General features: G+C 70.9%; 10 protein-coding genes and 1 pseudogene. 6 read left to right on the plus strand and 5 right to left on the minus strand.

The annotated features are described in order from the left end of the window. Complete coding sequence (gene pruA / locus ABZZ20_RS15235; RefSeq protein ID WP_356869863.1) at positions 1-1,632, plus strand: L-glutamate gamma-semialdehyde dehydrogenase; 1,632 nt, start codon at positions 1-3, stop codon at positions 1,630-1,632. Between the two features lie 78 nt (positions 1,633-1,710). Here pruA and ABZZ20_RS15240 read toward each other — a convergent pair. Together ABZZ20_RS15240 and ABZZ20_RS15245 are read right to left on the minus strand one after the other, a co-directional pair. Beyond that, positions 1,711-2,241: pseudogene (locus ABZZ20_RS15240) on the minus strand (zinc-binding dehydrogenase); the annotation flags it as partial. Between the two features lie 60 nt (positions 2,242-2,301). Then, positions 2,302-3,003 (minus strand): nitroreductase family protein, encoded by a 702-nt coding sequence (locus tag ABZZ20_RS15245; protein ID WP_356869864.1) that lies wholly within the window; start codon positions 3,001-3,003, stop codon positions 2,302-2,304. A gap of 87 nt (positions 3,004-3,090) precedes the next feature. On the opposite strand from ABZZ20_RS15245, the gene ABZZ20_RS15250 reads away from it, so the two are divergent. After that, complete coding sequence (locus ABZZ20_RS15250; RefSeq protein WP_356869865.1) at positions 3,091-3,801, plus strand: tyrosine-protein phosphatase; 711 nt, start codon at positions 3,091-3,093, stop codon at positions 3,799-3,801. Between the two features lie 176 nt (positions 3,802-3,977). Here ABZZ20_RS15250 and ABZZ20_RS15255 read toward each other — a convergent pair whose 3' ends face one another. Beyond that, positions 3,978-6,005, minus strand: a complete 2,028-nt coding sequence (locus ABZZ20_RS15255; protein ID WP_356869866.1) for a phosphocholine-specific phospholipase C — start codon at positions 6,003-6,005, stop codon at positions 3,978-3,980. A gap of 119 nt (positions 6,006-6,124) precedes the next feature. Further along, the gene (locus ABZZ20_RS15260; RefSeq protein ID WP_356869867.1) at positions 6,125-7,138 is read right to left on the minus strand and encodes an NADP-dependent oxidoreductase; all 1,014 of its coding nucleotides are present in this window, start codon (positions 7,136-7,138) and stop codon (positions 6,125-6,127) included. 101 nt (positions 7,139-7,239) lie between these two features. Between ABZZ20_RS15260 and ABZZ20_RS15265 the strand changes: the two genes are divergently transcribed. The 4 genes from ABZZ20_RS15265 to ABZZ20_RS15280 all read left to right on the plus strand — a co-directional run bounded on the left by ABZZ20_RS15265 (position 7,240) and on the right by ABZZ20_RS15280 (position 10,960). After that, a complete protein-coding gene (locus ABZZ20_RS15265; protein WP_356869868.1) occupies positions 7,240-8,124 on the plus strand; it encodes a LysR family transcriptional regulator in 885 nt (294 codons plus the stop codon). A 258-nt stretch (positions 8,125-8,382) separates the two neighbouring features. After that, positions 8,383-8,511 (plus strand): hypothetical protein, encoded by a 129-nt coding sequence (locus ABZZ20_RS15270; RefSeq protein ID WP_356869869.1) that lies wholly within the window; start codon positions 8,383-8,385, stop codon positions 8,509-8,511. Between the two features lie 91 nt (positions 8,512-8,602). Next, complete coding sequence (locus tag ABZZ20_RS15275; RefSeq protein ID WP_356869870.1) at positions 8,603-9,643, plus strand: 3-isopropylmalate dehydrogenase; 1,041 nt, start codon at positions 8,603-8,605, stop codon at positions 9,641-9,643. A gap of 231 nt (positions 9,644-9,874) precedes the next feature. Next, complete coding sequence (locus ABZZ20_RS15280) at positions 9,875-10,960, plus strand: branched-chain amino acid aminotransferase (protein WP_356869871.1); 1,086 nt, start codon at positions 9,875-9,877, stop codon at positions 10,958-10,960. A gap of 253 nt (positions 10,961-11,213) precedes the next feature. On the opposite strand, the gene ABZZ20_RS15285 is transcribed toward ABZZ20_RS15280, so the two are convergent. Beyond that, on the minus strand, positions 11,214-12,659 hold the full coding sequence (locus ABZZ20_RS15285; RefSeq protein WP_356869872.1) for a cytosine permease: 1,446 nt from the start codon (positions 12,657-12,659) through the stop codon (positions 11,214-11,216). Between the last annotated feature and the right edge of the window lie 131 nt (positions 12,660-12,790).

A 12,790-nucleotide genomic window follows, 5' to 3' on the forward strand; every position in this document is an offset into this window, starting at 1 on the left:
ATGGATGCTGTGACCCAGGTCCCCGCGCCGGTCAACGAGCCGGTCCACTCGTACGCCCCCGGCACCCCGGAGCGCGCGCGTCTCGAAGAGCAGCTCAAGCAGCTGTCCGAGAACCCGATCGACCTCCCGATGACGATCAACGGCGTCAAGCGGATGGGCGGCGGCGAGCGCTTCGACGTGGTCCAGCCGCACGACCACAAGTCCGTCCTCGGCACCTTCGCCCAGGCCACCGAGGCCGACGCCCAGGAGGCCGTCGACGCCGCTCTGGCCGCCGCCCCGGCCTGGCGCGCGATGTCCTTCGACGACCGCGCCGCGATCATCCTGCGTGCCGCCGAGCTGCTGTCCGGTCCGTGGCGCGAGAAGCTGGCCGCCTCCACCATGCTGGGCCAGTCCAAGACCGCGCAGCAGGCCGAGATCGACACCCCGTGCGAGCTCGTCGACTTCTGGCGCTTCAACGTCCACTTCGCCCGCCAGATCCTGGCCGAGCAGCCGGTCGCGAACTCCGCCGGTGTGTGGAACCGCAGCGACCACCGCCCGCTGGAAGGCTTCGTCTACGCGATCACGCCGTTCAACTTCACCGCCATCGCCGGCAACCTGCCGACCGCCCCCGCCCTGATGGGCAACGTGGTCGTCTGGAAGCCGTCCCCGACGCAGACCCACTCCGCGGTCCTCCTGATGGAGCTCCTGGAGGAGGCCGGTCTGCCCAAGGGCGTCATCAACCTGGTGACGGGCGACGGCATCGCCGTGTCCGAGGTGGCCCTGAACCACCCCGAGCTGGCCGGCATCCACTTCACCGGCTCGACCAAGACCTTCCAGTACCTGTGGAAGACGGTCGGCAACAACATCGAGAAGTACAAGTCCTACCCGCGCCTGGTCGGCGAGACCGGCGGCAAGGACTTCGTCGTCGCGCACCCGTCCGCGGACCGCGCAGTCCTGAAGACCGCCCTGACCCGCGGCTCCTTCGAGTTCCAGGGGCAGAAGTGCTCGGCGTCCTCCCGCGCCTACATCCCGGCCTCGATCTGGAACGACGGCTTCAAGGAGGCCTTCGCGGCCGAGGTCGACGGCATCACCATGGGTGACGTCCGCGACCTGACCAACTTCATCGGCGCCGTCATCGACGAGCGCGCGTTCGCGAAGAACAAGGCCGCGATCGACCGGGCCAAGGCCGACCCGACCTGCACGATCGTCGCGGGCGGCACGTACGACGACTCGGAGGGCTACTTCGTCCGTCCGACCGTCATCGCGTGCACCGACCCGGAGAACGAGGTCTTCACGACCGAGTACTTCGGCCCGATCCTCGCCGTCCACGTCTACGAGGACGAGAACTTCGACGCGATGCTTGCGCAGATGGAGTCCGTCTCCGCGTACGCGCTGACCGGCTCGATCATCGCCGCCGACCGCTACGCGGCGGCGGACGCGATGGAGAAGCTCCGCTTCGCGGCGGGCAACTTCTACATCAACGACAAGTCGACCGGCGCCGTCGTCGGCCAGCAGCCCTTCGGCGGCGGCCGCGCCTCGGGCACCAACGACAAGGCGGGCGCGGCGACGAACCTCCAGCGCTGGACCTCGACCCGCTCCATCAAGGAGACCCTGGTCGCGCCGACGGACTACGCGTACCCGCACATGGGCTGATCCCCGCCCCGCTGAACCCCGCCCCCGTTCCGGTACCCCCAAGTCCGGATCGGGGGCGGTTCCAGTCGGTCCCGGGCCTCAGGGGACCAGGACCACCTTGCCGAGGTTGCGCCGCTCCTCGATGAGCCGGTGTGCTCGGGCCGCCTCGGCCAGCGGTATCTCCTCGTGCACGGCCACACGCAGCGATCCCTGCGCGTACGCCTCCCACAGCGCCCGCCGCCGGCTCTCGTACACCTCGGGCCGGCCCTGCGCGATCGCCCGGATCTGGAAGCCGGTCACCGAGGCGCCGCGCACCAGCAGCTCGTACGCCTCCACCGTGCCGCCGCCGGAGCCGTACGCCACCAGCCGCCCTTCCGTGGCCAGGGCCCGGACGGCCGGGCCGAGCAGCTCGCCGCCGACGCCGTCGAGGACCACGTCGAACGGGCCGCCCCAGGACGCGGGGTCCTCGTACAGCACCACCTCGTCGGCGCCGAGGCCGCTCACGAACTCAGCCTTGTCCGGGCGGGACACGGCAGCCACCACCCGGCCGGTCGTGCCCGCCCGGGCCAGCTGGAGCGCCAGGCTGCCGACCCCGCTCGCGGCGGCCGTGACCAGGACCGACTCCGCGGGCCCGACCCACCCGCGTCCACGAGGCCGCTGAGGCATCCGAGGGCTCCGCGCTCCCGCGCGTCAGACCTCGACCATGACCTGGTCGAGGGTCTTGCGGAGCAGGTCCGGGACCTCGCAGTCGTCGGCGGGGTAGCCGACCGGGATGACCGCGAAGGCCTTCTCGTTCTCCGGGCGGTGCAGGACGTGGGAGAGGAAGCGCATCGGGCTCGGAGTGTGGATCAGGGCCGCGAGGCCGCTGAGGTGAAGGGCGGTCAGGAGCATGCCGACCGCGATGCCGACCGATTCGTCCACGTAGTAGTGCTTGCGCTTAGTCCCGTCCGGACCGAGCCAGTAGCGCTGCTGGAACACCACGATCAGTGCCGGGGCGTCGGTGAGATGGGACTTGACCGCGTCTGTGCCGAGGGGCCGCAGGGCGGCGAGCCATTCGTCGCCGAGGCGGCCGTCGTAGGAGATCAGCTCCTCCTGTTCGGCGGCGTCACGGATCTGCCGGCGCACGGCCGGATCCTTGACCAGGACGAAGGTCCACGGCTGCTGGTGCGCCCCCGACGGCGCGGTCGCGGCGCACGCGATGGCGTCCCGGATGACCTGCTCCGGGACCGGGTCGGGGGAGAACCGGCGGACGGTCCGCCGCTCGCCCATGCGTGCCCGCAACTCCGCGGAGCGCGCGAGCGATTCCCCGCCCGGCATCCGCGCGGGCCGGTAGGCGACGGGGCGGTACGGCTCGCCATGGGCCGGGGTCCACTGCTGCGTCTCGGGCGACATGGACAGATCTTCACGCCGGGAACCGTACGGGGCCAGGGCCGCGTCATGACCCACTGTCCGTTGTGTACTGACAGGGGGGCTATGCGCATGGCGACCACCGGTCGATTCCTGGCGTGGGACGGCTGTTTCAACGTGCGGGATCTCGGGGGCCTGGGGCGCGTCGCGCCGGGGGCCGCGGTCCGCGCCGACCGGCTCGACGCGCTCACCGCGCACGGCTGGACCAGCCTGACCCGGCACGGCATCCGGACCGTGGTCGACCTGCGCAACGACGACGAAGTCGCGGTGGACCAAGCCGCCCGTCCGGCGGGGCTGACCACGCTGCGGATCCCCCTCGACGGGATCGAGCACCGGGACTTCTGGGACGTCTGGTGGGGCACTCCGGGTTTCGGGACCCCCGCGTATTTCCGGCCTTTCCTGGAACGGTTCCCGGATCGCGTGGCCGCCGTCGCCCGGGCGATCGCCGATGCCCCGCCCGGAGGGGTGGCGTTCCACTGCGGACTGGGCCGCGACCGTACGGGGATCATCGCACTGGTCCTACTGAAGCTGGCCGGCGCCAGTCCCGAGGAGATCGCGGCCGACCACGGGCTGAGCGAGCCGCGGGTGGGTGCGATGCACGCCGCGCAGGGACGCCCGTACGACTCGGCCGAGATCGAGGCGTACGTGACGGGTCTCGGCACCACCGTCCACGAGCTGGCCCGCGAGGCCGCCGACCGGCTGGACGCGGAAGCCTACCTGCGCGCCGCCGGGCTGGGCCCGCAGCAGCTGGACGCGCTCCGGCGGCGGCTCGCCGGGCGTTGACACGGTCCGGGGCCGGGCAGCCTGCTGCGGGGTCCCGTCTCCCTCGGGCCGGTGGGGCTCGCCGAGGCGGAAGGGCCCGCCTCCGCGCGGCCCCGCCCGGCAGGGTCCTGGACGACCCCGCCGGGCGGCCGGACTCCGACCGGTGCGACGGGGACGTCCTGCGAACAGGCGGACCGTCAGCCCGAGATGCTGGGCGCGCCCGTCTCGATGTGGCCGGTGTAGCGGCGCGACCAGGTGCCGTCGTTGTCCGCCAGGATCGTGAAGTCGTACCAGCCGTCGTGGTAGGCGACCGCGTTGAAGTAGTCCTCGCGCGCGGAGTTCGCCGGGACGGTGTACGTCCACGGGCCGTCCGTGCGGTAGGCGTTGGAGCGGATGGTGAACGTGACCGGCGAGGCCGCGTTGTTGGTCATCTTGAAGTAGATCGCCGTCTTGCCCGTGCCCGGTTCCACCGCGAAGCGGGCCGCGACCTCGATCGCCTTGCCCGCCTTCGAGGCGTCGCCGATGAAGCGGCGCAGGAAGCGGTTCGGCCCGTACATCGAGATGTCGTACTTGCCGGAGCCGCTGCCGAGCCCGATGTTGAAGTAGTCGGTCGAGGTGCTGCCCGGGTCGACCGTGTACTGCCAGGCCGCCGTGTCCCGGTACTGGTGCGGGTGGATCGAGAAGTGCGCCGACTGCTTCGCCTGCGCACCCTGGTTGGTCATCGAGAACCAGGCCAGGATCTTGCCGACCGCGCCGAACTCGAAGCGGTCCAGGTTGCCGTTCACCTGGTACGGAAGGGCGCGCGCGGGGCGCGTCCCGGCCTCTTGCGCCGGGAGCGCGTTGTCCTGCGGAGCGGGGTTGGGCAGCGGGCCGCACGTGGACTGGCCGATGACCTTCGCCGTGGACGGGAGGCCGGCGGGCACTCCGTAGACGGGGCGCGCGAAGTCGAAGACGCCCGTCAGGTCGCCCGTGACCTTGCGGCGCCAGGCGCTGATGTTCGGGCAGGTCGCCGGGGTGCCGAGGGCCGCCGTCCAGGTCTCCATGAAGCGGAGCACCGAGGTGTGGTCGAAGACCTCCGAGCTCACCCAGCCGCCGCGCGTCCACGGGGACATGACCAGCATCGGCACGCGGAAGCCGAGGCCGATCGGAGTGCCGTCGATGTACTCGCCCGGCGTGCCCGGCGGGGCGACCGGCGGCGGGACGTGGTCGAAGAACCCGTCGTTCTCGTCGTAGTTCAGGAAGAGGACGGTGGAGTCGAAGACCTCGGGGTTCGCGGCCAGGGCTCGGTAGACCAGGTCCACGAAGTGTGCGCCGTCGCCGGGCGGGGCGTACGGGTGCTCCGAGAAGGCCTCGTTCGCGACGACCCAGGAGACCTGGGGCAGGGTGCCGGCGACGACGTCCGCACGGATGGCGGCCGCGATGTCGTCCGGAGTGGAGCCGGTGACCTTCGGGACGGAACCCATGCCGCGGTCCCACAGTGGATTGCCGGGTGCAGCGTCGGTGAACTTCTTGAAGTAGGCCAGACCGTTGTCCCCGTAGTTGTCCTGGGCGTTCTGGTACACCTTCCAGCTCATGCCGGCCCGCTGGAGGGCTTCCGCGTACGTCTCCCAGGTCAGTCCGGACTCGTCGCCGCCGTCCTTGCTGGACGCGTCGACCTTGCCGCTCCACAGGAAGGTGCGGTTCGGGCCGGTGGCGCTCAGCGTGGAGCAGAAGTAGGCGTCGCAGATGGTGTAGTGGTCGGCGAGCCCGTAGTGGAAGGGTATGTCGCCCCGGTCCAGGTAGCCGAGGGTGCGGGTGTTGCCGACCCCCAGCACCCAGTTGTCCATCCGGCCCTTGTTCCAGGCGGCGTGTTGCGAGGTCCAGCTGTGCGGGAGGTCGCCGTTGCACTGGGCCAGGGTCTCGCCGTCCACGCCGCCCGCCGGCGGGGTGGCGCTGAGCTTCCACGGGTACTGGCGGCCGCCCCAGTTGGGCTGGTTGAACATGCCCCAGCCCCCCGGGATGTTGCCGGCTGCACGGTCGCCGAAGCCGCGGACACCCTTCAGCTTGCCGAAGTAGTGGTCGAAGCTGCGGTTCTCCTGCATCAGGATCACCACGTGCTTCACGTCCGTGATCGTGCCGGTCGCGGCGGCCGCGGCTGCCGACGCCGGCGCGATCGCGGGCAGGGCCGCCCCGGCCACCAGGCCGGCGCCGATTCCCACGAAACCCCTGCGGCTGATCGGTGTCACTGGCTACTCGCCTCCAACTCAAGTGCCCCGCTGGCACATTGACGGAAAGAGTGGCGGGCGCCGGGCCAAAGGTCTACATCCGTGCGGTAAGAAGTCGGTGAACATCCGGTTGGCTGGAATCAGTCGTCGAGACGGACAAGCATCTTGCCCAGATTGTCCCCGCGCAGCATGCCCAGGAAGGCCTCCACGGTGCGATCGATCCCCTGGACAACGGTGGTGTCCGTGCCCACTCGGCCGCTGCGCAGATGGGGCACCAGGAAGTCCTCCAGCTCTTCCTGCAGATTGGTGTGATGGCGAACCAATACCCCCTCCAGGCGCAGCGACTTGTGTACGACCTCGAAGAGGTTGCGGGGTGCGGCCGGCGAGCGGTCCCCGTTGTACATCGAGATCCCGCCGACCCAGGCGATCCGCCCGAACTCGCGCAGCACGTCGATCGCGCCCTCCAAGTGGTCCCCGCCGACGTTGTCCACGTACACGTCGATGCCCTCGGGCGCCGCCTTCGCGAGCTGCTCGCCGACCGGCCCGTCGTGGTAGTCGAAGGCCGCGTCGAAGCCGAGGACCTCGGTGAGGTGGCGGACCTTGGCCGCCGAGCCCGCGCTGCCGACGATCCGGCGGGCCCCCAGCAGTCGGGCGATGTGGCCGGTCGCCGTGCCGACTCCGCCCGCGGCGGCGGAGACGAACAGGTCCTCGCCCTCGCGCAGGCCGGCGGTCCGGGTCAGGGCGGCGTACGCGGTCAGCCCGGTGCCGCCCAGGATGCTCAGGTACGCCTCCAGCGGGACCCCTTCGTGGCCGCGCAGCATGCGCGTGCCGTTCACGCCGCGCGTGACGAGGGCGTGCGTGCGCCAGCCCTCGCGGTGGAAGACCAGATCGCCCTCGCGCAGCCCCGGGTCGCGGGAGGCGAGGACTCGGCCCACCGAGCGGCCCTCCAGCGGGGTGTTCAGCTCGAAGCCGCCCTCGCCGCCGTCCATCAGCCCGCGGTGGTACGGGTCCACCGAGAGCAGGAGGTTCTGCACCAGGGCGGTGCCCGGGGCGGGGGAGGGGATCGGGGTCCGGGCGAGGGTGAAATCGGTGGCGGCGGGGAAGCCGTGCGGGCGGGCGATCTGGTGGACGGCGTAAGCGGTGTTCTCGGTCATGGCCTGGACGTTAGGAAGGAATCGGCAGGCCGGGCAGGGGGTTGGGTTCATGGAAGCCGCACATCCATGAACGCCGCTCATAGAACGAGGTGAGAGCCACCGTGGCCGAGCTCGCTCCGCACGAACTCCGCATCCTGGTCGCCGTCGCCGAGACCGGCGCCTTCTCCGCCGCGGCCGTCCGGCTCGGGCTCACCCAGTCGGCCGTGTCGCACTCCGTGCGCGGCAGCGAGGCCAAGGTCGGCGCGGTGCTCTTCGAACGTGGACGCGGTGGCGCCTCGCCCACCCCGGCGGGGGAGCGGGCCGTCGCAGTCGCCCGCCGGATCCTGCGGCTGTACGAGGTGTTGGGCGCGGAGGCGCGTGGGGCCGGGCGCGCCACGGCCGGGGGCGACGCGGTCGAGGGCCCGTTGCGCATCGCGGCGTTCCGGAGCGCGGCCCTGCACCTGCTGTCCCCGGCCCTGGAGCGGTTGACCGCCCGGCACCCCGGCGTCCGCCCCGAGGTCCGGGTGGTCCGCGAGATCGGCTCGGGCGCGGCGGGGGAGGTGGCCGCGGGGCGGGCGGACCTGGGCATCGCCACCCTGGGCGGGTCGCAGGGAGTACCGCCCGGCCTGCTGAGCGGGGTGCTCGTCGAGGAGGCGTACGCCCTGGTGCACCCCGTGGGCCATCCGGATCCGAAGGGCCTGCCCCTGATGGACTGGGACGAGAACTGCGGCTCCTACACCCGCGCCTGGTGGCGGGCCCAGGACTGGATCCCGCGCGCCACCGTCAAAGCGGAGGACGATGCGATGGTGCTGACCATGGTCAGTCGCGGTCTCGGCATGGCGATCATGCCCGAGCTCTCCCTCCGTGGAGCGACCGAGGCCGTCGACGTCACTGGTCTGGGGCCCCAGGGGCCGGTGAGAAGCGTGGGATACGTCACGACACCGGAATCGGCCGGCATCCTGGCCGTAAGGGCTCTGATCAGGGAACTTCGGTCCGAGACGCGCTGAAATGGATGGCCGTGAGAGGGCCCTTCGAGCGGTTGCGCGTCTCAGATAGTAGGAAGTCCGAGTAATTGCGGAGACATACAGCGGGACCTGCCCTAGCTTTGTAGGAGCCGAACGTCTCGCCGATCCGGCGAATGGCGGCCGATGGCGCGCCCCTGGCAGGCAACCCCTGCGGCGCATCCGCCCCCGCCCCTTCCGGCGCCTTGAAGGAACCCCTCCTCCGTGGCCCTGCCACGCCGTGATCTCAAGGAGTCGATCACCATGACCACACGTACCGCAGCCCGTCGCGTCCGCCACTCCTCCAGCGCCGACGCCGACCGCAAGAACGCCGCCGCCGCCCTCCAGCGAGCCCTCGACCGCCGGGACAACGGCGGCTCGACCGGCCACTGAGCTCCCGCACCACGCCGACGGCCCCGACATATTGCGTCCATATGGTGGACGCAATATGTCTGAGGGCTGGGACACGGAGTACGGTTCCGACATGTCGACCAGCATCAATCTCGCAGTGATCCCCGGTGATGGCATCGGCCAGGAAGTCGTGGCTCAGGGCCTCAAGGTCCTTACCGCGGCCCTGCCCCAGGATGTGAAGCTGGAGACCAAGGAGTACGACCTCGGCGCCCAGCGTTGGCACCGCACCGGTGAGACCCTCCCGGACGCGGAACTGGAGGCGCTCAAGCACCATGACGCGATCCTGCTCGGCGCCATCGGTGACCCCTCGGTCCCGTCGGGCGTGCTGGAGCGCGGCCTGCTGCTGAAGCTCCGCTTCGCCTTCGACCACTTCATCAACCTGCGCCCCTCGAAGCTCTTCCCCAACACGGCCACCCCGCTCGCCGGCCGCCCGGAGATCGACTTCGTCGTGGTCCGCGAGGGCACCGAAGGTCCGTACACCGGCAACGGCGGCAGCCTGCGCACCGGCACTCCCGCCGAGGTGGCAACCGAGGTCAGCATCAACACCGCGTACGGTGTCGAGCGCGTCGTGCGCGATGCGTACGAGCGGGCCAACGCCCGCCCCCGCAAGAAGCTGACGCTGGTTCACAAGAACAACGTCCTCGTGTACGCGGGCCACATGTGGAAGAACATCTTCGACAAGGTCGGCCAGGAGTACCCCGAGGTCACCACCGACTACCTGCACGTCGATGCCGCGACGATCTTCTTCGTCACGCAGCCGGAGCGCTTCGACGTCATCGTCACGGACAACCTCTTCGGTGACATCCTCACCGACCTGGCCGCCGCCGTGACCGGCGGGATCGGCCTCGCCGCCTCCGGGAACATCAACCCGACCGGCGCCTTCCCGTCCATGTTCGAGCCCGTCCACGGCTCGGCACCGGACATCGCGGGCACCGGGAAGGCCGACCCGACCGCGACGATCCTGTCCGTCGCCCTCCTGCTGCGCCACCTCGGCTACGAGGCCGAGGCGGTCCGCATCGAGGACGCGGTCTGCGCGGACCTCGTGGAGCGCGACGGTACCTTCCGCACCACCGACCAGATCGGCGACGCCGTCGCCGCTCGAGTAGCCGGCTGACCCGGCAGCTCCACCCAGGAAGCCGCCGGGTCGCGCGACCAACGCACCCGGCGGCTTTTCCTGTGCGGCCCCGGGTGCCACCATCTCCCCTGGGCCGCATTCTCCCTGCTTCACCGGAGCCACCCCGCGCGCGATAATCGAACGCGAGGCCGCGGAATGCGGGGAAGCTCGGACGTCCTAGTACGCCGTGAGCGCGGTCCGCCATACACAACCGGTGAAGGACAAGCACTCATGACGACGCCCACGATCGAGCTCAAGCCCTCCTCGAACCCGCTGTCCGATGCGGAGCGCGAGGCGATCCTGGCCAGCCCCGGCTTCGGCCGCCACTTCACCGACCACATGGTGACGATCAAGTGGACCGAGGGCCGCGGCTGGCACGACGCCCAGCTGGTCCCGTACGCGCCGCTGTCCATCGACCCGGCGAACATGACCCTGCACTACGCGCAGACGATCTTCGAGGGCCTGAAGGCCTACCGCCAGCCCGACGGCACCGTCGCCACCTTCCGCCCCCAGGCCAACGCCGAGCGCTTCCAGGCCTCGGCCCGCCGCATGGCGATGCCGGAGCTGCCGACCGAGCTCTTCATCGAGGCCTGCGACGCGCTCATCAAGCAGGACAGCGCCTGGGTGCCCTCCTCCGGTGAAGCCTCCCTGTACCTGCGGCCGTTCATGTTCGCCTCCGAGGTCGGCCTCGGCGTCCGCCCGGCCAACGAGTTCCTCTTCATGGTCATCGCCTCCCCGGCCGGCGCGTACTTCCCCGGCGGCGTCAAGCCCGTCTCCGTCTGGCTCTCCGAGGAGTACGTCCGTGCCGTCAAGGGCGGTACGGGTGCGGCCAAGACCGGCGGGAACTACGCCGCCTCCCTCGTCGCCCAGGCGCAGGCCGCCGAGCACGGCTGCGACCAGGTGGTCTGGCTCGACGCCGTCGAGCACCGCTGGATCGAGGAGATGGGCGGCATGAACCTGTACTTCGTGTACGGCGACCGCATCGTCACCCCGGAGCTGACCGGCTCGCTCCTGCCGGGCATCACCCGCCACTCGCTCCTCACCATCGCCCGTGACCTCGGCTACACGGCCGAGGAGGGACGCATCTCCACCGAGGACTGGAAGCGGGACAACGAGAACGGCACCCTGACCGAGGTCTTCGCCTGCGGTACCGCCGCCGTCATCACCCCGGTCGGCTCGGTCAAGTCCGAGCGCGCCAACTGGACCCAGGGCAACGGCGAGCCCGGCGAGGTCACGATGAAGCTGCGCAAGGCGCTGCTCGACCTCCAGACCGGCCACCGCGCCGACACCCACGGCTGGATGCACCCGCTGGGCTAAGCGGGCTCGGGGAAGTGAGGCACGCCCCCGCGCCGCCCGGCACGCCCCCGCGCCGCCCGGCACGCACTCTCGCCGCACCGGCCGAAGACCCGAGTACGTCCAGTACAAGGGCCTTCAGCCGGCACGCCGAGAGCACGCACCGAACGACGCGGAAACGCACCCCACTTCCCTGAGACCGCTTAGCACCCGCACGTACGAAGGCCCGCCCCCTCGGGGCGGGCCTTTCGCGTCTGCACCCTTGCGCGCGGGCCGGTCAGGCGGTTGCCGGTTCCTCGGCGGCGGCCGGCGCGGGATCCGCGACCTGCGCGGGGGCGGCGGCCGGGGCGCGACCGGCGGTCAGTGCCGTGTAGAGCAGTGCGCCGGCCAGGCCGGACAGGACGAAGGAGCAGTCCACGCCGCCGGTCAGGGCGAGCAGCGGTCCCTCGTAGAAGGGGGTGGTCACGGCGAGCAGGCCGACGCCGGCTCCGATGGCCCAGGAGACGGTGGCGGCCACGTTCCAGCCGGCGCGGTACCAGTAGATCCCGCCCACCGAGCGGCGGTTGAAGACCTGGAGGGCGTCGGCGTCGTACCGGCCGCGGCAGCGGACGTATCCGATCAGGGTGATCACGGCCCACGGGGTGCCGATCGCGGTGAGCAGCAGGACGAACGAGGTCATCGCGGACTGCACGTCCCACTCGAAGGAGCCGACGAAGACGAACGCGGTGGCGACGGTCGCGGCGACCAGCGTGGCCTTGGCGCGGGTGGCCCTGGGGACGATCGCGTCGAGGTCGAGGCCCATGGAGTAGAGCATCAGGCCGGCGTTGCCGACCGAGCCGGCCGCGGCGGCGGCGAGCAGCGGGAGCAGGTACCAGAACGGAGCGGCGTCGACGAGCGGCCCGGCGTAGTCGGCGCCGGCCTTGGCGGCGAGGGCGGTGTACGTGCCGAACAACTGCGGCACCAGCAGGCCGATCAGCAGGCCGAGGCAGGTGGCCCACAGCACCGTGCGGGGGCTGTGCCGGCGCGGGGAGATGTAGCGGGTGTAGTCGCCGAGCAGGGTGATGAAGGCGACGGGTCCGCTCAGTCCGGCGGCGACGGCGGCGAGCAGCCAGGTCGGCCAGAAGGAGCCGAGCAGGTACGCGGTCTCCGGCGGCGCGGCGGTGGTGAAGTCGGGGGCGTAGGCGTAGATGCCGACGGCCAGCAGCAGCACCATGCCGATGGACAGGATCTTGCTCATGCGCAGCAGCAGCCGGTAGCCGAAGACGGCTCCGACGACGGTGAACGCGGCCAGTACGCCGTACATCAGCGCCCGTGTGAGACCGCTGTCCGGCAGGCCGGCGAGCCGGGACAGCGTGCCGACCATCACGTCACCGCCGATCCACAGGGTGAGCGCCGTGTAGCCGAGCGCGAGCAGGAGGCCGACGACGGAGCCGACGAGCCGGCCGCGGACGCCGAACTGGGCACCGCTCGACGTGGAGAGGTTGGTCGCCGTGCGCAGGGACACCAACGCGAGCGGCGCGGTGAAGGCGATACCGACGAGCGTGCCGGTCACGATGGCGGTGACCGAGGGCCATAGGCCCAGTCCGAAGGACGGGGGCAGCCAGCCGAACACGATCACGCCGAGGCAGAGGTTCGAGCCGAGCAGGATCGAGATCAGGTCACGGGGACCGCTCGTCCGCTCCTCCTCGGGGATGGTGTCGACTCCGCGCTGTTCGATGGGCATGGGGGACTCCCTTGGCAGGGCGGGGGGTGGTTGAGCATTGTTTGAGCGACACTCAATGTGACCTGAGCCCTGGTCCCAGGTCAATGCTTCAAGGCAGGGAAATGAAGAGTTAGAGTGATGCTCTAACCCAT

It is taken from the genome of Streptomyces sp. NPDC006430 (assembly GCF_040612395.1).
Classification (GTDB): Bacteria; Actinomycetota; Actinomycetes; order Streptomycetales; family Streptomycetaceae; genus Streptomyces.